Source organism: Flagellimonas hadalis (genome assembly GCF_007785775.2).
GTDB classification, from domain to species: Bacteria; Bacteroidota; Bacteroidia; order Flavobacteriales; family Flavobacteriaceae; genus Flagellimonas; species Flagellimonas hadalis.
Map to the genome: position 1 here is coordinate 78,245 of NZ_VNIK02000011.1, position 20,389 is coordinate 98,633.

The 20,389-nt window shown below is 46.8% G+C and carries 19 protein-coding genes; 9 read left to right on the forward strand and 10 right to left on the reverse strand.

The window, feature by feature from the left end; genetic code table 11:
• Positions 1-92 precede the first annotated feature (92 nt).
• Positions 93-1,694, reverse strand: coding sequence for a bacillithiol biosynthesis cysteine-adding enzyme BshC (gene bshC, locus FOT42_RS14545; RefSeq protein ID WP_151891263.1), 1,602 nt, complete (start codon positions 1,692-1,694; stop codon positions 93-95).
• A 148-nt stretch (positions 1,695-1,842) separates the two neighbouring features.
• On the opposite strand from bshC, the gene FOT42_RS14550 reads away from it, so the two are divergent.
• The 4 genes from FOT42_RS14550 (at position 1,843) to FOT42_RS14565 (ending at position 7,518) form a co-directional block, all read left to right on the forward strand.
• A complete protein-coding gene (locus FOT42_RS14550; RefSeq protein ID WP_151891264.1) occupies positions 1,843-4,293 on the forward strand; it encodes a M14 family metallopeptidase in 2,451 nt (816 codons plus the stop codon).
• A gap of 114 nt (positions 4,294-4,407) precedes the next feature.
• Positions 4,408-5,718 (forward strand): carboxypeptidase-like regulatory domain-containing protein, encoded by a 1,311-nt coding sequence (locus FOT42_RS14555; RefSeq protein WP_151891265.1) that lies wholly within the window; start codon positions 4,408-4,410, stop codon positions 5,716-5,718.
• Positions 5,719-5,802: 84 nt separating this feature from the next.
• Positions 5,803-6,855 carry a S66 peptidase family protein gene (locus tag FOT42_RS14560; RefSeq protein WP_151891266.1) on the forward strand — a complete coding sequence of 351 codons (1,053 nt, stop codon included), beginning with the start codon at positions 5,803-5,805 and terminating at the stop codon, positions 6,853-6,855.
• A gap of 147 nt (positions 6,856-7,002) precedes the next feature.
• Positions 7,003-7,518, forward strand: coding sequence for a porin family protein (locus FOT42_RS14565; protein ID WP_151891267.1), 516 nt, complete (start codon positions 7,003-7,005; stop codon positions 7,516-7,518).
• Positions 7,519-7,598: 80 nt separating this feature from the next.
• Here FOT42_RS14565 and rocD read toward each other — a convergent pair whose 3' ends face one another.
• The gene (gene rocD / locus FOT42_RS14570) at positions 7,599-8,843 is read right to left on the reverse strand and encodes an ornithine--oxo-acid transaminase (RefSeq protein ID WP_151891268.1); all 1,245 of its coding nucleotides are present in this window, start codon (positions 8,841-8,843) and stop codon (positions 7,599-7,601) included.
• Between the two features lie 215 nt (positions 8,844-9,058).
• On the opposite strand from rocD, the gene rlmD reads away from it, so the two are divergent.
• Genes rlmD through FOT42_RS14590 form a run of 4 tightly spaced genes read left to right on the forward strand, consistent with a single transcriptional unit; the run spans position 9,059 to position 12,097 of the window.
• Entirely contained in the window at positions 9,059-10,471 is a 1,413-nt protein-coding gene (gene rlmD, locus FOT42_RS14575) for a 23S rRNA (uracil(1939)-C(5))-methyltransferase RlmD (RefSeq protein WP_151891269.1), read from the forward strand.
• 30 nt (positions 10,472-10,501) lie between these two features.
• Complete coding sequence (locus FOT42_RS14580) at positions 10,502-11,011, forward strand: DUF6452 family protein (RefSeq protein ID WP_151891270.1); 510 nt, start codon at positions 10,502-10,504, stop codon at positions 11,009-11,011.
• Complete coding sequence (locus FOT42_RS14585; RefSeq protein ID WP_151891271.1) at positions 10,992-11,753, forward strand: DUF6048 family protein; 762 nt, start codon at positions 10,992-10,994, stop codon at positions 11,751-11,753. The genes FOT42_RS14580 and FOT42_RS14585 overlap by 20 nt, the downstream gene beginning before the upstream one ends.
• A 2-nt stretch (positions 11,754-11,755) precedes the next feature.
• On the forward strand, positions 11,756-12,097 hold the full coding sequence (locus FOT42_RS14590; protein ID WP_151891272.1) for a VOC family protein: 342 nt from the start codon (positions 11,756-11,758) through the stop codon (positions 12,095-12,097).
• A gap of 172 nt (positions 12,098-12,269) precedes the next feature.
• Here FOT42_RS14590 and FOT42_RS14595 read toward each other — a convergent pair whose 3' ends face one another.
• Positions 12,270-13,427, reverse strand: coding sequence for a THUMP domain-containing class I SAM-dependent RNA methyltransferase (locus tag FOT42_RS14595; RefSeq protein ID WP_151891273.1), 1,158 nt, complete (start codon positions 13,425-13,427; stop codon positions 12,270-12,272).
• A 56-nt stretch (positions 13,428-13,483) separates the two neighbouring features.
• Here FOT42_RS14595 and FOT42_RS14600 point away from each other — a divergent pair, with 56 nt between their 5' ends.
• Positions 13,484-14,173 (forward strand): ZIP family metal transporter, encoded by a 690-nt coding sequence (locus FOT42_RS14600; protein ID WP_151891274.1) that lies wholly within the window; start codon positions 13,484-13,486, stop codon positions 14,171-14,173.
• Positions 14,174-14,184: 11 nt separating this feature from the next.
• Here the strand turns inward: FOT42_RS14600 and trhA are convergent, their stop codons facing one another.
• From trhA to FOT42_RS14635, 7 genes are all read right to left on the reverse strand, one after another.
• Positions 14,185-14,829 carry a PAQR family membrane homeostasis protein TrhA gene (gene trhA / locus FOT42_RS14605; protein WP_151891275.1) on the reverse strand — a complete coding sequence of 215 codons (645 nt, stop codon included), beginning with the start codon at positions 14,827-14,829 and terminating at the stop codon, positions 14,185-14,187.
• 83 nt (positions 14,830-14,912) lie between these two features.
• A complete protein-coding gene (locus FOT42_RS14610; protein WP_151891276.1) occupies positions 14,913-15,644 on the reverse strand; it encodes a rhamnogalacturonan acetylesterase in 732 nt (243 codons plus the stop codon).
• A 6-nt stretch (positions 15,645-15,650) separates the two neighbouring features.
• Positions 15,651-17,354 carry a glycoside hydrolase family 28 protein gene (locus FOT42_RS14615; protein ID WP_226789912.1) on the reverse strand — a complete coding sequence of 568 codons (1,704 nt, stop codon included), beginning with the start codon at positions 17,352-17,354 and terminating at the stop codon, positions 15,651-15,653.
• A gap of 33 nt (positions 17,355-17,387) precedes the next feature.
• Positions 17,388-17,726 (reverse strand): cupin domain-containing protein, encoded by a 339-nt coding sequence (locus tag FOT42_RS14620; RefSeq protein WP_151891277.1) that lies wholly within the window; start codon positions 17,724-17,726, stop codon positions 17,388-17,390.
• Position 17,727: 1 nt separating this feature from the next.
• Entirely contained in the window at positions 17,728-18,711 is a 984-nt protein-coding gene (locus FOT42_RS14625) for a pectinesterase family protein (RefSeq protein WP_151891278.1), read from the reverse strand.
• The gene (locus FOT42_RS14630) at positions 18,708-19,610 is read right to left on the reverse strand and encodes an alpha/beta hydrolase (protein ID WP_151891279.1); all 903 of its coding nucleotides are present in this window, start codon (positions 19,608-19,610) and stop codon (positions 18,708-18,710) included. Before FOT42_RS14630 ends, FOT42_RS14625 begins: the two co-directional genes overlap by 4 nt.
• Entirely contained in the window at positions 19,607-20,389 is a 783-nt protein-coding gene (locus FOT42_RS14635; protein ID WP_151891280.1) for a rhamnogalacturonan acetylesterase, read from the reverse strand. The genes FOT42_RS14630 and FOT42_RS14635 overlap by 4 nt, the downstream gene beginning before the upstream one ends.

Consider the following 20,389-nt stretch of genomic DNA (forward strand, 5'->3'; position numbering starts at 1 on the left):
TCATAGCAACTTTCAATAACTAAACAACCAGAAGGGAAAATACCCTACCTAGTTTTTACTTTTTTTAAAAAAAATCGGTTTTCTGTCCTAGATCAGGATTTCAGGACAAGGAATCCGTCACAGAATGGATCTAAGGTATCCGATAAGGTAGGAATAAGGGAGTCCCCCATTTCGAGGTACATCTCGGAAAAATTGAGCTGTCTTTCCTGAAGGGATTTGTTGGGAAACAGTTCATTCTGAAGGTCGGTGAGTCGGACCACATGGTCCTTCAACTTTCTTTTTTGGGCCTGCAGCAACCGCTTTTCCAGGGCATCCAATCCTTTCTTTTGCTTCACTTCCTGGGCCTTTACCGCTCCCAAAAAGCTCTTGTCGGTCTGCTCCGCCAGTTCGTACATCAGTTGGAATTGTTCTTCCAATAGTTTTTTCTGGGGAGAAAAATCAATATCGATATTGGAGATTTCCCGGATTTTCTTGTTGATCAACGAGTGCTGTTTCAGGAAGAGGTGGGAAATCTTTACACCCAGTTTTTGTGCTTTTTTGTACTGCTTCCCCGTGACCAGCAAAGCTGAGTTTCGCAGCAGGAGCATGGGAAAGGTGATTCCCATATCCTCAAAGTAAGGTTTAAGTTCCAACCAATAGGCCAACTCCCCTCCCCCTCCGATATAACAAAGATTGGGCAGAATCACTTCTTGGTAGAGTGGCCGGGCGATCACATTGGGTGAAAACCGTTCGGGGTGCTGCTCCAATTCTTCCCGGAGCTGATCTGGCGTAAATTTGATCTGGGTATCGACCACATAAAAATGGCCATTCTTTTTAACAATTCGCTCCCTCAAGCCATCCTTGAGATAAAAATAATTGATTTCCCGAGGGTTCACTTGGATGGTATAGTCGGCAGATACCTTGGCAAGCGCATCAATGGTCTCCGTGACCCTGTGAAAGGGGGTATGCTCGAAAATATCCTTCTCCGCAAACGGGACCAGCAATTGCTTCAAACTGGCGTCATCCCCATCCACAATGACCAATCCTTGGTCGCCAAACAGTTCATTGGCCAAAAAACGGGTGGCCTTCGCAAGATTGTCATGCTCTATATAGGCCCTACGGAAGAGGTCCTTCAATCTTTCCGCCTTGGTGGTCTGTCCCAATTCGGCGGTCAGTGTTTCAAAAAGGACTTCCAAACCCTCTGTGGACAGTCTTCCCACGGCTCCGGATGCCTTTTTGTTCCACTGTATCTTCTTTCCGTGCAGGTTGAAATAATTGATCTCCTCAAAATCATGGTCCTCCGTGGCCATCCAGTATACCGGCACAAAATAATGGTTCGGGTACCTCTCCTTCAGTTGCTTCGCCAAGTTGATGGCCGAAACGATCTTGTACAAAAAATATAAGGGTCCTGTGAAAAGGTTCAGTTGATGCCCTGTCACCACGGTAAACGTATTGGTGCCCTCCAAGGAAGCAATGTTGCCCAAAGTGGCTTCCGTTGCCTCAAACCCTCTATACTGATCCTTCAAAGATGCCACCAAAATCGCTCTATGGGCATCTGGATAGTTTTCCTGTTTTTCCTTGATCTGTCCTTCAAAGTTCTCGGGCAAGGGAAATCGGTTGAAAAATGGTTTTAGTTCCTCCCGTTGTTCCAGGTAATCGCAAATAAGCCTTGAAAAATAACCTGTTTCCTTAAAGGGTACACAATCTACTTCCATTAAAACTGAATGAGGTGGTCAAAGATAATTCTCTTCTTTTTTACTAATCCTAAAAATACGTTAATTACTTTTTTGGCCATGTGACACTTGAAAATTATGACTCTAGCTGAATTTATTGTTAGATTTGGTTTGAACTAATGACCCATACATGACCCGATTTTTATTTTTGGCCGCCTTCCTCTTTGCCCTTTCCTCAACTTCTCAGCAACTAAAATCGCCCTCTGAATTTTTGGGCTATGAGCTTGGAACGGAATTTACCCGCCATCACGAAGTGGTGGACTATTATGAATATTTGGCCGAAGCGGCCCCAGATAGGATAAAACTCACCGTTTATGGGCAGACCAATGAACGTAGGCCCCTATTGCTGGCCTATGTGTCTTCCCCGGACAACATTGCCAATCTGGAAACCATACGCCAGGAACATTTAAAAAGCACCAAAGGTGGCGGAAATTCCGAAAAGGCCATTGTGTGGCTCAGCTATAATGTGCACGGAAATGAAAGTGTGAGCACCGAGGCCTCGATGAAAACCATTTATGAGCTTTTGACCTCCAAGGGCTCCTATTTGGAAAATACCGTTGTTATCATGGACCCTTGTGTCAATCCGGATGGACGTGACCGCTACAGCAATTGGTACAATCAATACAAAAACACCCCCCATCAACTGGATCCCAACAGTAAAGAACATAATGAGGGATGGTGGAACGGACGGAGCAACCACTATATGTTCGACCTGAACCGTGATTGGGCATGGCTTACCCAAGTGGAGAGCCAACAGCGCATCAAGAAGTTCAATGATTGGCTGCCCCACGTGCATGTGGACTTCCACGAACAGGGAGTGGACAACCCCTACTATTTTGCACCCGCTGCCGAACCCTATCATGAGGTCATTACAGATTTCCAACGGGATTTTCAGATTACACTAGGAAAAAACCACGCCAAATATTTTGATGCCAACGGATGGTTCTACTTTACCAAAGAGGTCTTTGACCTTTTCTATCCCAGCTACGGGGACACCTTTCCCATTTATAACGGCTCAATCGGGATGACCTACGAACAAGGGGGGAGTGGAAGGGCCGGTCTTGGGATAATCACCGGGATCGGGGACACGCTCACCCTAAAGGACAGGATCGCGCATCATTTCACCACTGGACTTTCCACTGTAGAGGTTTCTTCCCAGAATGCCAAAAAACTCAACGAAGAATTCAAGAAATTCTACCAAAACCAAAACTTCAAGTACAAAAGCTACGTGCTCAAGGGCAACAAGGACAAACTGGATGCCCTGAAATCCCTTTTGGAAAAACATGAAATCCAGTTCGGGGACCTTTCCAGCGGTTCCTACAAAGGCCATGCCTATGGTTCTGGAAGCAATGGAAACGTGTCCATTGACAAAAACGGAATGGTGGTCTCCACCAACCAGCCCAAGGGCACCTTGGTGCAGGTGCTGTTCGAGCCCAATGCCAAACTAACAGACTCGTTGACCTATGACATCACCGCATGGTCATTGCCCTATGCCTATGGATTGGAAGCCATTGCCTCAACTTCCTTGGTGGCACCCCAGAACAATGGGGATGTAACACCCAAGTCTATGATCGACCCCGACAGCTATGCCTATCTTACGGACTGGAACAGCCTAAAGGACGCCAAATTTTTGGCCGAACTCATCAAAAAGGGCATCCGGGTTCGGAAAACGGACCATCCCTTTTCCATTGAGGGCAAATCTTTTGAACGCGGTACTTTGATCATCACCAAAGGTGACAATGCCCACGACCCCAATTTTGTGCGAAAGCTGCAAACCATCTCAGCTACCTATCAAAAAGAAATCGTGTCCACCCGCACCGGCTTTGTGGATTCCGGAAAGGATTTTGGCTCATCTTACGTACAGATGATCGCCGAGCCCAAGATTGCCGTGCTTTCGGGCGGCCCTACCTCAACCCTTCGCTTTGGTGAGATATGGCACTTTTTTGAACAACAATTGTATTATCCCGTGACCGTTATTGATGATGATTATGCCAAAAGGGTGGACTTGGCCAAATACACTATTTTGATCCTGCCCGATGGCCGTTATGGCAACTATTTCAATGAGGACCAACTTTCCGAACTGAAGGATTGGGTAAGAAAAGGAGGCAAGATCATCGCCATGGGCGGTGCCATCAGTGCCTTGGACGGGGAAAAAGGGTTTGGCATCAAAACAAAGGAAAAGGAAAAAGAGACGGAACAGACCCATATCCCGCTCCCCTATGAGGATGCCGAAAGGGAACAGATAAAAGATGCCATTACCGGGGCGGTCTTCAAGACCAAGGTGGACAATACCCACCCACTGGCCTATGGCTATGGAACGGATTATTTCACCTTGAAACTGGGCAGCTCCAGTTACGATTATCTGGATGGGGGCAATGCCGTTTACATTGAGGACAGCACCAAGCCATTTTCGGGTTTTGCAGGCAGTAAGGCACAAAAGAAAATCTCAAAATCCTTGATCTATGGTTCCGAGCAATTTGGCAGGGGGCAGGTGATCTATATGGTGGACAACCCATTGTTCAGGGGATTTTGGGAGAATGGGAAGCTCTTTTTTGCCAATGCACTCTTCATGGTCAACTAGAACCTTAGGCACTTGATTATAAAATATTTAGTCCATATTTTTAAGATGACCGAAGGTACTACGGAATCCAAAATTTTGTATCTTTAATTGCACTTTCAACTAAAACTTTTGGGTATGCAACTGAACAAACCATTTTCACTTTTGTGGAAAGCCCTGTCATCATTGTTGTTCGCAATGCTGATCCTCACATTGGTCGGCACAGCCAAGGCCTTTGCATTCCAAGAAGGCACCGTTGATTTTGACCAATATAGTGGTGAAGTGGTGGACGAATCCACGAACAAACCTTTGGTTTTTGCCACGCTCACCGTGGAGGGCACCAACATTAGCACCATTACCAATACCGAAGGAAACTTTCTGCTGAAGGTCCCTAAAAATAGCAACAGTACCAATGTGATCGTATCCTTTCTGGGCTATCGTACCCAAAGCGTGCCCCTATCGGAACTGGAGCCCGAAAAGAACAAAATCTCCCTCGCAGTTTCCGTTACCCAATTATCGGAGATCAACATCAATGCCCCACGGGATGCCATGGCACTGGTGAAGGAGACCATGGCCAAAAGGGACGAAAATTATTTCGGTGATCCGACCCTGATGACCGCTTTTTATAGGGAGACCATCAAAAGGAGAAGAAGGAACGTATCCTTGGCCGAAGCCGTGGTGAACATCTACAAAACACCCTACAGTTCCAACAGGGATGATGCAGTGGAACTCTACAAGGCCAGGAAGAGCACAGATTATAGCAAATTGGATACCGTGGCGCTCAAGCTTCAGGGCGGGCCATACAACACATTGTACGTGGATGTGATGAAGTATCCCGAATACCTCTTCGCCAATGAATCCATTTCCAACTATAAATTTTCATTTGATCGGTCCATCAGGGTCAACGATGCATTGATCTATGTGATCAAGTTCGCCCAGCATGAAAATATCATGGATCCCCTATATCAGGGAGAGCTCTATATCGATGTGGAAAAAAGGACATTGACCAGCGCCATTTTCTCCTTGAACATTACTGACCGGGACAAGGCAGCCCAACTCTTTGTCCGAAGAAAACCCGCTAAAGTGGATGTCTGGCCCACTGAAGTTGCCTATAGGGTAAATTATCGGGAGAAAGATGGGAAATGGTACTACGGCTATAGTAGTGTTTCCATGGAGTTCAAGGTAAATTGGGCCGATAAATGGTTCAATTCCGTATATAGCATGACCGCCGAGATGGCCATAACCGATTGGGAGAAAAACAATAGCGGTGATCTTCCCAAAAACCGGGAACGGATCAAGAAGTCCATCATCATGGGTGATGAGGCCATAGGTTTCACCGACGCTGATTTCTGGGGCGAATACAACATCATCGAACCCGAGAAATCCATAGAATCGGCCATACGCAAGATTCAACGGCAATTGCGCCGCGATGAGCGGAGCAGTGACTAGGTCCAAATCCATGGGCTAATTTTTTTGTGCATATATTTACTTTGGCTTTTTGCCATTGGTAATGTATAATGCAATCCTTGCCCAATGTCCAAACGAAGAAACTTTCTAAAATCCGTGACCGCTCTTGGGGCCACTACCCTATTGCCGCAGACCGGATGGGGAAATGAACTACAGATCACCCCAAATCCAATCATCAAACCCAAAAAACTAAAAAAAGGCGACACCATTGGCCTGGTGGCACCCGGCTATGCCATCAAGCCCGAAGTGTTGCAAAAAGCCTTGGATACCTTGGAAGAAATGGGGTTCAAAACTTTTCATACTTCACGGATCTTGGGCAATTATGGGTATTTCAGCAATACGGACGCAGAACGGGTGATGGACGTAAACCAGATGTTCGCCAATCCAGAAGTGGATGGCATCCTTTGCGCACGGGGCGGTTATGGCTGCACCCGCATCCTGGACCGTCTGGATTATAATAGCATTCGGAACAATCCCAAGGTACTCATCGGGTTCAGTGACATCACCGCATTGATACAGGCCATTTACAAACAAACCGGGCTGGTCTGTTTCCATGGCCCGGTGGGCAGTACGTTGGATGATTCCTATAGCCAAAAGTATTTTAAAAAAATCCTGATGAAGGGGAAGGGTGCCCAATCCATCAAAAATGTGAAACTGACAAATCCAGAATTTCTGGGCAATCCTGAATACGAAAGATATGTCATCACCCCTGGAACTTGTCAGGGCGAACTTGCAGGGGGAAGTCTCACCTTGGTCAATGCACTGATCGGCACTCCCCACGAAATTGATTTTACGGACAAGCTCGTTTTTTTGGAAGATGTGGAAGAAGCTCCGTATCGGATAGACCGTATGTTGACCCAACTCATCGAAGGCCCTACATTTTCCAAAGCAAAAGGGATCATGATCGGGGTCTGCAAAGGCTGTGACCGAGAAAAAGAAGACACCAATTTCACCCTAAAAGAGGTGATTTTGGACAGGATTGCCCCTTTGGGAATTCCTGCCGCCTATGGCATGAGCTTTGGGCATGTTCCGAATAACTTCACACTTCCGGTAGGCATCCAAGCCACCTTCAATGCCGATGAAATGGAGCTGGAACTGCTGGAAGCAGCGGTTTTGTGACGTGTTTTTCAAATGAAATACTTCGCCAATTATCAAAAAAAACAACTACAGCCATTCCACAATATTAGAACGCTTCACAACAAAAAAGGAAACAACATTTGTTTATATTTCTATATTTGGTCGCTTAAACATAAACCTTATCTAAACATGAAAAGAATTGTATTAGTGACCGTTGCTGTATTTGCATTGGCATTTTCTGCGCAAGCACAAGACGTAAGATTTGGGGCGACCGCAGGGTATCTGAATGCAAGGGGAAGCGTTAAAGCCGAAGGCATTAGCATATCCGCTTCAGAATCTGGATTTTACATCGGTGCTGTGGCCGATTTCGTTGTCTCTGACAATTTCAGCGTCCAACCAGAGCTTCTTTATGCCAGCGTGGATGAGAGCGAAGGCTTGTTGCTTCCAATTTTGGGCAAATTTGCCATTTCTGAGAAATTCAATTTTCAAGTTGGCCCACAACTGGTCTTTTCGCTGGAAGAAACACCAGAGGACTTTAGCGGTGTGGAGTTTGACATTGCAGGAGGAATCGGTTATGACATCAACGAAGACTTCTTTGTTGAAGCCAGATATACCTTTCAGATAAACAACTCCTATACCGGTAGCGAAGATGTCAAGGTTAGGAGTAACTACTTAACCGTTGGGTTGGGATATAAGTTCCTGTAAGAATCCTTTTTATCCAAAACAATATAAAAAGAGGGCAGTGGTTCACTGCCCTCTTTAATTTTTTATACCCTTGACAAAAACTACTTGGAGAAATCCCGTAGTGTCTTGATGATGATGGAAACGCAATCCATCAATTGTTCGCGGTTCATCACCAAAGGTGGGGCGAACCGGATGATGTTTCCATGGGTCGGCTTGGCCAAAAGTCCATTTTCCTTAAGAGTCATACAGATGTCCCAAGCTGTGGAGCTGTCTTCGCTATCATTGATCACGATGGCGTTCAGCAATCCCTTCCCACGGACCAGTTTGACCAAATCACAGGTGGGTATGAATTTGTTCAATTCTTCCCGGAACAATTCCCCCAATTCCTGTGCATTTTGGGCCAGACCCTCTTCCTTGACCACTTCCAAGGCGGCCATGGCCACGGCAGCTGCAACGGGGTTGCCCCCAAAAGTACTTCCATGGCTTCCCGGCGTAATGACTTCCATGATCCCATCATTGGCCAAGACTGCCGAAACAGGATAGACTCCCCCTGAAAGCGCTTTGCCCAAGATCAAAATGTCCGGCTTTACCTCTTCATGGTCCACGGCCAACATTTTACCTGTCCGGGCAATGCCGGTCTGGACCTCATCGGCAATAAAAAGTACATTGTATTTTTCGCAAAGGGCCTTGGCCTTTTTCAGATAGCCTTCGGAGGGCACATAAACACCAGCTTCGCCCTGTATCGGTTCCACCAAAAATCCGGCTACATGTGGATTGGCCTCCAACGTCTTTTCCAAGGCCGACAGGTCATCGTAAGCAATCTTGATGAAACCTTCGGTATAGGGTCCATAGTCCGTTCGGGCCACAGGATCATTGGAAAAAGAGATGATGGTAGTCGTCCTTCCATGGAAATTGTTTTCGCAAACCACGATTTGCGCCTGGTCTTCGGGAATACCTTTCTTTTGATAGGCCCATCTACGGCAGATTTTGAGTGCCGTTTCCACGGCTTCCGCCCCAGTGTTCATGGGCAACAGTTTGTCAAATCCAAAAACAGAGGAGGCATACTGTTCGTATTTTCCCAGCATGTCATTGTAAAAAGCCCTTGAAGTCAGGGTGAGTGTTTTGGCCTGATCCATTAGGGCGCCAATGATCTTGGGGTGGCAATGTCCTTGGTTCACTGCGGAATAAGCTGAGAGAAAATCGTAGTACCTTTTCCCTTCCACATCCCAGACATGCACACCTTCCCCCCTGCTCAAAACCACGGGCAGTGGATGGTAATTGTGGGCTCCGTACTTGTTTTCCAAATCGATCGCTTGCTGCGAAGTCAAATGCTCTAAAACAGTCATTTCAATAATGATTAAATTGATAAAACAACCATTCCTACTGTACCTTTATTCTTTCGGAGTCCCGAAAAAGCAGCGTGGGAGAGAAATCATCCCTTGGAGTGCACGCAAATTACAAATTATTGGCCAAATATTTTGGGGAAGATAGGGCCAAAGTTTTAGGGTTGATTTAAGATGCTCTACCATGACAAATACCAAAAAGAGGTTACTTTTGCCGCATGCGACGAAAGAATAAACGACAGACGTTTGAACATGTGGAAGTCATCGATGCCGGGGCCAAAGGAAAATCGGTGGGAAAAGCACCGGATGGCAGGATCATCTTTCTATCCAATGCCGTTCCTGGCGATGTGGTGGATGTGATGACCACCAAAAAGAAAAGCGCCTATTTTGAAGGTGTGGCCACCCATTTCCACAAGCTTTCCGATAAAAGGACAACCCCCGAATGCCAACATTTTGGGACGTGCGGTGGGTGCAAATGGCAACATATGGGCTATGGGCACCAACTGTATTTCAAGCAACGGGAGGTCAAGAACAATCTGAAACGCATCGGAAATCTGGAACTTCCAGGGATCAGCCCCATTCTAGGTTCCGAAAAGGAGTATTTCTACCGGAACAAGATGGAATTTTCTTTTTCCAACAGCAGATGGCTCACCCAGAAGGAAATTGTCTCGGACAGGGATTTTGAAGATCGGAACGCCTTGGGTTTCCATATTCCCGGCATGTGGGACAAGATCTTGGACATCAAAAAATGTCACCTTCAGCAAGACCCTTCCAATGCCATCCGACTGGAGGTGAAAAAATTCGCTGTCGAAAACGGACTTGACTTTTTTGATCCCAGAAACCAAAATGGGTTGTTGCGAACGCTCATGATACGGACGTCATCCACTGGGGAAATCATGGTGCTCATCCAATTCTTTGAGGATCAAAAGGAAGAAAGGGAACTGCTACTGAACCATTTGATAAAAAAATTCCCGGAGATCACTTCGCTGCAATATGTGATCAACCCCAAACAGAACGACACGATCTACGACCAAGAAGTGGTCTGTTTTTCAGGTCGCGACCATATTTTTGAAGAAATGGAAGGGCTACGGTTCAAGATAAATGCGAAATCGTTTTACCAGACCAATTCGGAACAGGCCCATGTGCTCTACAACGTGACCAGGGATTTTGCCGGGCTCACTGGGAATGAACTGGTGTACGATCTGTATACCGGCACAGGGACGATTGCCCAGTTTGTCTCCAAAAAGGCCAAAAAAGTGGTGGGCGTGGAATCTGTTCCCGAAGCCATTGAAGATGCCAAGGCCAATGCGGTCCTCAACGGCATTTCGAATGTGGAATTCTTTGTGGGCGATATGAAAAATGTGTTCAATGATGTTTTCATCGCCCAACATGGACAACCCGATGTGATCATTACCGACCCCCCAAGGGATGGCATGCACAAACAGGTCGTGGAGCAATTGCTCCAAGTGGCACCGCCCAAAATCGTCTACGTAAGCTGCAACAGTGCCACCCAAGCAAGGGACTTGGCATTGATGAAGGACACCTACAAAGTGACCAAGGTGCAGCCCGTGGATATGTTCCCGCAGACCCATCACGTGGAAAATGTTGTACTTTTGGAAAAACGGGTGTAATTGTTGAATTAAAATCCGCTACTATTTGGAATGAAGAGAATAATCCCCATCCTGCTTATCCTATCATTGCTCATCTATTTTTCTTCCTGTGAAAAGGATGATATCTGTGTCAACGGGGACACACCGCTTTTGGTCATTGGCTTTTTTGATATAGAAGATACCACTGTCGCGAAGGATGTGCCATCGCTCCGCATCAAAGAAGTGATCTTGGACAGCACCCTGAACACCTTCACTGACCGGACCGCTTTGGACTCGATAGGGATTCCACTCCGGAACGACGTGACCAGTACCTCTTTTGCCTTCATCAACGATTCCGCCGATGATGAAGAGACCGATGCGGAAACGGGAAACATCGATTCCCTGACCATTTCGTACACTACAAGGGAAAATTTTGCCTCCCGGGCGTGTGGGTTCGTGATCAATTACGATGGCATCAGTATTACGCTCCCCGAAAGTGCGAATAATTGGATACAGGACATTTCCATTGTCCAACAAACCATTGAAAACTCCACCAACATCCATGTCAAGATATTCCATTAGTCTTTTCGTTTCCATGGTGCTGCTCCCCATTTGTATGTTGGGGCAGAGCGAACCCATAGACCTTCAACCCAAGGATACCGTGGAGTATAAGGATGAATATGGCCTTCGGGTGGGTGTGGATTTGAGCAAACTGGTATTATCCTTTGCCGATGAGGACTATACAGGTCTGGAATTGGTCGGGGACTACCGATTGACCCAAAAACTCTATTTGGCCGCTGAGATAGGCAACGAGACCAAAACACAGGGAGAAAGCCTGAACAGTACCCTTCTCTACAATTTCAAGACCTCGGGAAGCTATATCAAAGTGGGGGCAGAAGTGAACACTTACCAGAATTGGTTCGGAATGAACAACTCCATTACCATCGGGGGAAGGTTTGCCGCAGCAAGCTTTAGCCAGACCTTGAACGATTACACCATTTTCAATAGCAATCATCTGTACAATCCCGACTTTTTACCGGGCACCCAGCCCAATCAGGAGTTCAGCGGCCTGAATGCTTCGTGGCTGGAGTTCGTGATGGGCATCAAAGCAGAACTTTTTGCCAATATTTATATTGGCATGAGTGCCCGCTTGGGATTCCTGGTCTCCAATAAGGAAGATGAACGCTTCCCTAACCTCTGGATTCCAGGTTTCAACAAGGTGACTGATGGAAGCAATTTTGGAGTGAGCTACAACTATTCCATTTCCTATTTCATCCCCCTCTACAAAAAATCCAAAAAGAAAAAAGAAGAACCCGAACAGTAGTCATGAAGAATACCCTTATCAATTATGTGGAGTTCAAGGCAAACGACCTTCAAAAAATAAAGGATTTTTACGGCCCAACCTTTGGTTGGTCGTTCACGGACTATGGTCCTGATTATGTTGCCTTTTCGGATAGTGGTCTTGAAGGTGGTTTTGAAAGAACCGAGGAACAGGCAGTGAACGGAGCTTTGATCGTACTCTACCATGAGGACCTGGAAGGCATGCGCGACAAAGTGACCAAGGCAGGGGGTGTCATTGTCAAGGATATATTCTCGTTTCCCGGCGGTAGAAGGTTCCATTTTGCCGACCCATCCCATAATGAATTGGCCATTTGGTCTGACAAGTGAAGAAACCTCTATTGAAGACAACAAAAAAAGGACCTGAAAATTCAAGTCCTTTTCCCGACAATTAGATTGAGTTAGTTAGTTTGTGCTTTAAACACATGTCAAAGCTAAACATTTATTCCACTTGTGCAAATTTTTTCGATGTTGTTGTTGCAACAATCACAAAATAGTTTCACTATTGTTGGTACTTTGCTTTTTTGCTTCCTTCATAAATTTCGTATTTGACCAGCCTTGCTTCCAATTTTCCATTGAACGCCTTTATTTTACGCGACGGTCTTAACCCTACATGCTTCAATGCCTCAAGATTGGAGGTGATCATCCATGCATCCGTACCTGGATATTGCTGCTTTAGGGTGTCCCCTATCTTGGCATAGAACTCGTCCACTTCAATGGGCAAACGCTCCCCATAAGGAGGGTTGAACACCATATGCAGCTTGCCCTCTACCGGTTTCTCCGTCCTGAAAAAATCCTTCCGCTCTATGGTGATGTATTCCGCAAGATTGGCATTCTCCACATTTTCCTGTGCCTTACGCACTGCGGAAGGGGCCTTGTCATATCCAATTATTTTACGATGGAACTCCCGGGTCTTCTTCAAACTGGCCTCCACAATTTTTTCATGCAGCTCCGCATCGTAGTCCTTCCAGTGCATAAAGGCATATGCTTCCCGATTGATGTTGGCCGGAATATTGCAAGCAATCATGGCCGCTTCGATCAAAAACGTACCGCTGCCGCACATGGGATCCAAAAAATCGGTGTGTCCGTCCCAAGCACTGGCCAAGAGCAGTCCGGCTGCCAACACCTCGTTGATGGGCGCAATATTGGTCAAAATGCGATATCCCCTTTGGTGCAATGAATTTCCAGAACTGTCCAATGAAACCGTACAAGTGTTTTCATGGATATGGATATTGATACGCACATCGGGATCCTGCGAATCCACATTGGGACGCTGTCTTTCCACTTCCCTGAATTTGTCCACAATGGCATCCTTGGCCTTGAGGGAAACGAACATGGAATTATTGAACACCTCCGAACTCATGGTGGTGTCTATGGCGAAGGTTTTATCAGCACCAAAAAAATGGGGCCAATCCAGTTCATAAATACTTTTGTAGAGGTCCTTTTCATTGAAGACCCTGAACGTGCTTATGGGCTTGTACACTTTCAATGCCGTCCGAAGGCACAGATTGGCCTTGTACATGAACCCGGTATCCCCTTCAAATGTTACGTTCCTAACGCCTTCCTCTACCCGACCAGCACCCAAGTTCCTTAGTTCTTTGGCCAGAAGGGGTTCAAAACCATAGAGGGTCTTGGCCATCATCTTAAAATTTCCTGCCATCCTATCTTAAAATCTTTCCGTAAAAATAGGCTATTTTTGCCCCTTCAAGCCCGGATATGGATTTTCCTTCTATCTTCATTTATTTGGCCCCCATCGTCGCCGTTTGGGCAGGATTCGCATTTGTCCGGTTCACCAAGCCCACCGACACTGGTCGCATCAAGCTTTTGTTGGCGTTCAGCGGTGCCTTTTTGTTGGCGCTCACTTTTTTTGAACTGCTCCCGGAAGTGTATGAAGGCCATGATCCCAAAACCATCGCACTTTATATTTTGGGAGGTATTTTGTTGCAGATCTTTTTGGAATTCTTTTCCAAGGGGGCGGAACATGGGCACATGCACATCGATTTGAAGGAGAATAGATTTCCCCTGCTCCTTTTTCTGAGTTTGTCCGTGCATGCCCTGGTAGAAGGCGTTCCCATCCATGGCAACAACTCCATTCTCTATGGCATTATCATCCACAAGGTCCCGATTGCCATCGTACTCAGTATTTTCCTGCTGAATTCCAAAATGAAGTTGGGCACCATCCTGCTGTTCATGGCCGCTTTTTCATTGATGACCCCTTTGGGCAGCTTTGTTTCGGCACAATCGGAATGGATGGAGAGCCACGGCCATTTGCTGACCTCCTTGGCCATTGGGGTGTTTTTTCATATTTCCACCATCATCCTTTTTGAAAGTGCACAAGGACACGCTTTCAATCTCAGAAAACTCTTGGTCATCATTCTAGGAATAGGGATTGCTTATTTTGTGTAGGTTCGGTTTTCTCAAACCAATTGTTCGGCAATCCCATAAATCAAAACCCAATGGCTCACCGCGCCACCCAGCACAAAAATGTGCCATATCAAATGGTTGAAAGGGATTTTTTTCACCGCATAAAATAAGATGCCAATGGTGTAAAAGGCCCCTCCCAATCCAAGATAGAGCAAACCGGTGGAAGACATATGCCCCATCAAATAGGGCAGGTCTATGACGATGAGCCATCCCATCACCCCATAAAGCAGCAAGGAAAAAACTTCGAACTTTCCCGTAAAGAATATTTTCAACACCGTTCCGAACAGGGCAATGCCCCAAACCAGATAGAACAACAACCATCCCTTGGATGGCAACAACACGGTAAGGCATACCGGGGTATAGGTCCCTGCAATCAGGTAATAAATACTGATATGGTCCAAAATCCGGAGTTTCTTTTTGAGTTTGGGGTTTTGTACGGCATGATATATCGTAGAGGCCACAAAGAGCAATACGAGCGACAGGGAATAGGCAATGAGACTGCCCTTCAGATAAGGTGTTCCACACAATTCTTCCCGAAAAAGAAACACACTGCCCACCATGGCCAGTACGATTCCGAACGCATGGGAATAGGCGTTCCATTTTTCTTCCACTAAAACAAGGTCCGATTTGGCAACCACAACGCTTTTTTATCAAACAAATGGAGATGCCAAAAGTAGCCCACAGTGACGCTTTTGCAAAATGTTCTTTGCTATTTTAGACATTAGGGCTTAAAATACGCCATGAGTTCCGGCACGGCCTTCTTCAGTTCGTCCACCGCCAAATCACACACGGCAAAGGCCCCTGTTGGTGAAAGATGGGTATCGTCCGCTTCCCCTTCTGGAAAAATGGCATATTCCCCGGGCAGATAGTGCAAAAACAATTGCTTTGAGCGTTCCTCGCCAAAAGTGGTGACCAATTCACGGGTGCGTTCCTCCATTTCAAGCAGGGGAACTTCCATTTCCTTGGCCACTTCGCGCACTTTGTCAGGATAGACGCCGTGGGTATAGACCAACGTGCCGTTCTCAAATTTCCTCCGGGTGATGGATGTGGCTAAAATGGGGGTTCCTTGTTTTTCCCTCGCATCCAAAACAAACTGTTTCAGATTGGCCTTGTACTGCTCCGGTGTGGAGTAACGCAATTCGCCCTTGCTGGGGGATTCATCATTATGTCCAAACTGGATGATGACATAATCACCCGGCCTTACCCCATCGAGAAGTCTATCCCAATGTCCCTCGGCACGAAAATCCTTGGTCGCCCTCCCATTGATGGCATAGTTCTTTACTTGGATCCCTTCCATATATAAAGGCAACACCTGCCCCCACCCCTTTTCTGGATTATTGGGTGTATAAGGTTTGTTCGCCATGGTGGAATCCCCGGCCAAATGAATGGTAGGTGTATGCTGCGGTATCGAAAATGCCAACAGCAAAGGGATCAGCAACAATAGCTTTCTCATAAAGTCTTATTCAAAAATTATGGCCTCATCGGGTATTCCCTTCCCCAATTCAGTTTTGGCCTCCAAATCCTTCTGCAGTTTTACTTTTTGGGTCAACGCACCCAAAACCCTAATGGGTTTACCCTCCTTCATTTCATAGGAAAATGCTTTGACCTCCACATTTTTGCTGTTGTACAGGGTAAGGGCACTTCCCTTGGTCGGAACAACCTTGACATCTTTCAAGATCAGACCGTCCGTGTCCACGGCAACAATGCCTTTCTCTGCCTCCAAAAAGGCATTTTCCAAGGTAACATTTTGAAGGTTCATTTCGGGCAATCCCTGAAAATTGGCCGCAACACCCGAAGCTACCACCCGAATGTTCTTCATGTGGATGTTTTTAAAGGAGGGCGTTTCCTCGGTGACGGGGACTAAGGTTTCATCACGGGCCTCATCCTCTGCACTTTGGTCATCTTCCAAAACCGGGGAGTTTCCACCATAGAACAAATTGAAATTGATGGCATCTGTTGGAATGTTGATCATATCGATGTTGGAAATATGGATGTTCTCCACAACGCCTCCCCTTCCACGGGTACTTTTGAAGCGAAGTCCAATATCGGTGCCGATAAACGTGCAGTTCGAAACATGGACGTTCCTTACCCCGCCCGACATTTCGCTGCCCACCACAAAGCCTCCATGACCGTGGTAGACAATATTGTTCTTTACTATGACATTTTCCGTGGGCATGCCCCGGTCGCGTCCGTCCTTGTTCTTACCTGATTTGAAGCAGATGGCATCGTCCCCCACATCAAAGGTGTTGTTGTAGATGAGTACATTTTTACAGGATTCCAGATCCAGACCGTCACCATTTTGGGAATACCATGGGTTTCTTACGTTAAGGTTGCGGATGATGACATCTTCGCTCATGAGCGGATGGATGTTCCAAGCAGGGGAGTTTTGGAACGTTGGACCATCCAACAAAATACGCTTGCTCTTGACAATGCTCACCATTACGGGACGGAGAAAATCCTTCATTCCCTCCAAAACTTGCCTGTCATTTGTCTGGGGTACGTTAAAGTTGTCCGTGGCTATGAATCCTGAGAGGGAGGATTCAGAAGGGAACCAAATGTCTTCCGTTTCGTTGAGTACACCTCCAGATTTGACAAGGCTCTTCCATTGGCTGGAGGTCATCTTTCCCTTTTTCACATAACGCCATGCATCGCCGTTGCCATCTATGGTCCCGTTTCCGGTAATGGCGATATTCTCCACCCCGACCGCGTAGATGGGCGACATACAGCGAACGGTGTTCAACCCCTCAAAGCTGGTCTCCACCAAGGGGTATTCGTCAAAATTCTTGCTGAAAAGTAGCAACGCCCCATCTTCCAAATGCAGGTTGATGTTACTCTTGAACTGGATGGGGCCTGTAAGCCACATTCCCCTGGGCACCACTACTCTTCCGCCCCCATTCTTGGATACCTCTTCTATGGCATCAGCAAATGCGGTTGTATTGCTCAGGATGCCATCGCCCACTGCGCCAAAATCCGCAATGGACACCTGATAATCCGGAAAGGAGGTCTCTTTGACCCTTGGCATATCAAACTCCACCCCTTCATACATATCGGTTGTTTCGTCGCTGGGCAGCCCAACGATGGTTTTACCTTCTTTTTCCCCGCAGGCCACAAATAATAGCGCGGCCATGCCCAAAGTCATCAGTTGAAATCCAATCTTTTTCATGTGCTGTATATTGTTCAGTTTTATTTCTTTATATCATTTCAAAAAATCCTCCCTGAGAGGTGTAAATACATCGATCAATAGGCCCGCTTCGAGACATTTTACCCCATGCTCCATATTGGGCTGGGCAAAAAAACCATCACCCTCCTTCAATACTTTGGTTTGGCTATCCACAGTGACTTCAAACTGCCCACCGGCCACATAGGTGACCTGGGAATGAAAATGATGGTGCATGGCACCGATGGCCTCTTTTTCAAACTTGACCTTTACCATCATCTGTTGGGAATTGTACCCTACAAATTGTCGGGAAACCCCTCCGCCCAAATCCTCCCAATCGGAGGCTCCATCAAAAAATAGATCTTTCTTCAATTTCATCTTAGTTATGCAGTTTTATCTCGGCCGGTACCCAGCCATTGAATATGTTTTCCAAGGTGTATTTTTTCACCTCATCGGCATTTAGTTGGTGCGACCAGTCCACCCTTGTTTTAGGGCCGGCCCCTGGCCCCTTGCTATTGGATTCGGCATAATAGGTCGTTTTCTCCTTATCCGGGAACATTTGATCCCCGGGCCAATGGTGCCATCCTTCGGGCAATATGTGCGGTCCCAATTCAGAATTGATGAAAACGGTTCGGGCATAAGGCCTCCACGGACGTCCCAGATATACTTTGGAAACGCCTTTCTCCGCAGTCAAACGGGCATTGAGGAACACATAACCAAAGGCTTGATCCTTTGGTGTGGCCGCCGCGGTAATATAGGAATCCCTTAGGCTACGGATCTCGCAATCCTTGAAAACGGCCGTTGCCTCCCCAAAAATAAAATCGGTGGTCCCTGCAATGAGGCAGTTGTCATAATACTGTCGACTGCCTTCATTTGCCGTATAGACCGTATCCTGGCAACCCAAAATAGCACAATCCTCGGCAATGAACCGATCACCCTCCACATGCAGTGCCACAGCCTGTCCCTTGTTGCACCAAGTGTTCTGTATGGTCAGGTTTTTGAAATGGATGTCGTCCCCTTCAACGAGAACGGTATGCGATGTAAAGGTGGACAGTTTATCCCCATCCTTGGTCGGTTTTCCTGAATAATTGTTCCCACGGATGATGGTCCCGTCCCTGCTTTCCCCAATAAAGGTCAATTGATGTTTCCAGGAAGGAATCTCAATATTTTCTTCATAGATCCCTTCCTTGAGAAAAAACTGTACATAAGAAGGGCCAAGGTCGCGAGTGGAATTGATGGCCTCCTGGATCTGGGTGAAATCGCCACTCCCATCCTGCGCCACCACGATTTTCCGGTAAGGTTCCTGGGCCTGAAGAATAGATCCCAAAAGAGAACATAGAAGAAATACCTTGAACCTCATCATTTGAACACTTTTTGTAAAAATTGCACGGTATGGTCCACGGTAGGTCCAAACCATGGGTGGACCAACCAAAAGGAATGGGGAGAATTGGGAAAGGTAAGTACTTCACTGTAAATGCCCCATTCCGAATATTTTTTGATCAAATCGTCCCGTCCTGCATGAAATCGAGGCTGTGCACTGTTGATGAACAGTATGGGCGGTGAGCTCGGGGCGATGAACTCCAAGGGAGAAGCATCTTCCCACACTTCCAGATTGTCCGCCTTCATGTCACCCAACCAGTACCCTGCATAAGTACCTTCCTCCGCTTCGGGATGGACAAAGGAGACTATTCCATCCACATTCACAATGGCCTTGATGTGCTTGTTCTTCATCCCGACCAAGGAGGCCAACTGTGCACCTGCAGAGGCACCCAGAATGGCTATTTTTTTGGTATCCAAAGGATATTTGGATGTGCACAGATATGTTACTGCCGCGTTCAAATCCTCAATGGCGGCCGGATATTTTGCCACATCGGCCAAGCGATAATTCACTGCCATGGCCACAAAACCGTTTTCGGCCAAATGCTGTGCCATAACGCGTTGGTTTTCCTTGCTGCCCGAGATCCATCCGCCTCCATGCACCAAAATCACAGCTGGTGTTTTATGGGCAATATCCTTGGGATAATAGATATCCGCCTTTAGGAGTACTCCATCCACTTGATAGTAGGTGAGGTCCTCTTCACATACAATCTTGTCAGATTGCAATGGCTCCACAGGAACAATGTCCGGGTAGTTTTTGAGCAATTTCTGGTAGGTGGCGGCTATGGTGTAGGGAGTGGCATTGGGCCTTTCCACTTGGGCCGATACAACTCCGCCGAGCAGTAAACAGAGCATAGTGATATGTGTGGGCGATAATTTGATCACTTCAATTGCTTTAGGGCATCAAATACCAGTTGTGCCACCGCCTTTGCCCCTTCGGGCTGAAAGTGGGTATTGTCCTCCTGCCCATCGGGATAGGCTTCATAGACCCCAGCGGGCAAGTTCATAAAATAGGTTTCCGACACATACTCTTTTCCCTTGGAAGAGAAAAAGTCTATGGACAATTGGTTCAGGTCGATCAGCGTAACGTCCATTTCTGCTGCAACTTCTTTGGCCGCTTGGGGATATTCACCGTGAACATTTTCCAGTTTACCTTCTTTCCAAGGATAATTTCTAGCCACTGGCGTCAATATGATGGGTCTAGCATTCTTCTGTAGTGTCTGTGTCACGAACAACCGCAGAAATTCCTTGTAACCCTCAATGTCCACATAACGTTCGGTCTTGTTCTCGGCGGCATCGTTGTGCCCAAATTGCATGATGACCACATCACCGGGCTGGAGCGCCTCATAGACCGAACGCCAACGGCCTTCCTGAAAAAAAGTACGGGTGCTCCTGCCTCCCCTGGCCCTATCGTCCACACGGACCGAATCGGACTGGAACAAGGGTCTCACGGCATCCAAACTGTCCTTGGCAAAAAAGGATTGGAATCCCTGACCCCAACCTGCTACCGGATAACGGGTCTTCATATAGTCTTTTCCCGGATCATAATCGCCAGTATAATCGGCCATGGTAGAATCGCCTATCAAATAGAGTGTTGTTACTTTATCTTGAGGTTGACTTGCCCAAAACAACAACACTGACAAAACTGCTAAAATTCCTTTCAT

Bases quoted from the DNA above. Each gene is read 5' to 3' on its own strand.
- FOT42_RS14610 (WP_151891276.1), bottom strand. From the start codon at position 15,644: ATGAGAAAGCTATTGTTGCTGATCCCTTTGCTGTTGGCATTTTCGATA.
- FOT42_RS14590 (WP_151891272.1), top strand. From the start codon at position 11,756: ATGAAGAATACCCTTATCAATTATGTGGAGTTCAAGGCAAACGACCTT.
- rlmD (WP_151891269.1), top strand. From the start codon at position 9,059: ATGCGACGAAAGAATAAACGACAGACGTTTGAACATGTGGAAGTCATC.
- FOT42_RS14600 (WP_151891274.1), top strand. From the start codon at position 13,484: ATGGATTTTCCTTCTATCTTCATTTATTTGGCCCCCATCGTCGCCGTT.
- FOT42_RS14615 (WP_226789912.1), bottom strand. From the start codon at position 17,354: ATGAAAAAGATTGGATTTCAACTGATGACTTTGGGCATGGCCGCGCTA.
- FOT42_RS14585 (WP_151891271.1), top strand. From the start codon at position 10,992: ATGTCAAGATATTCCATTAGTCTTTTCGTTTCCATGGTGCTGCTCCCC.
- FOT42_RS14560 (WP_151891266.1), top strand. From the start codon at position 5,803: ATGTCCAAACGAAGAAACTTTCTAAAATCCGTGACCGCTCTTGGGGCC.
- FOT42_RS14580 (WP_151891270.1), top strand. From the start codon at position 10,502: ATGAAGAGAATAATCCCCATCCTGCTTATCCTATCATTGCTCATCTAT.
- FOT42_RS14595 (WP_151891273.1), bottom strand. From the start codon at position 13,427: ATGGCAGGAAATTTTAAGATGATGGCCAAGACCCTCTATGGTTTTGAA.
- FOT42_RS14555 (WP_151891265.1), top strand. From the start codon at position 4,408: ATGCAACTGAACAAACCATTTTCACTTTTGTGGAAAGCCCTGTCATCA.
- FOT42_RS14565 (WP_151891267.1), top strand. From the start codon at position 7,003: ATGAAAAGAATTGTATTAGTGACCGTTGCTGTATTTGCATTGGCATTT.
- FOT42_RS14625 (WP_151891278.1), bottom strand. From the start codon at position 18,711: ATGATGAGGTTCAAGGTATTTCTTCTATGTTCTCTTTTGGGATCTATT.
- FOT42_RS14620 (WP_151891277.1), bottom strand. From the start codon at position 17,726: ATGAAATTGAAGAAAGATCTATTTTTTGATGGAGCCTCCGATTGGGAG.
- FOT42_RS14635 (WP_151891280.1), bottom strand. From the start codon at position 20,389: ATGAAAGGAATTTTAGCAGTTTTGTCAGTGTTGTTGTTTTGGGCAAGT.
- FOT42_RS14550 (WP_151891264.1), top strand. From the start codon at position 1,843: ATGACCCGATTTTTATTTTTGGCCGCCTTCCTCTTTGCCCTTTCCTCA.
- bshC (WP_151891263.1), bottom strand. From the start codon at position 1,694: ATGGAAGTAGATTGTGTACCCTTTAAGGAAACAGGTTATTTTTCAAGG.
- rocD (WP_151891268.1), bottom strand. From the start codon at position 8,843: ATGACTGTTTTAGAGCATTTGACTTCGCAGCAAGCGATCGATTTGGAA.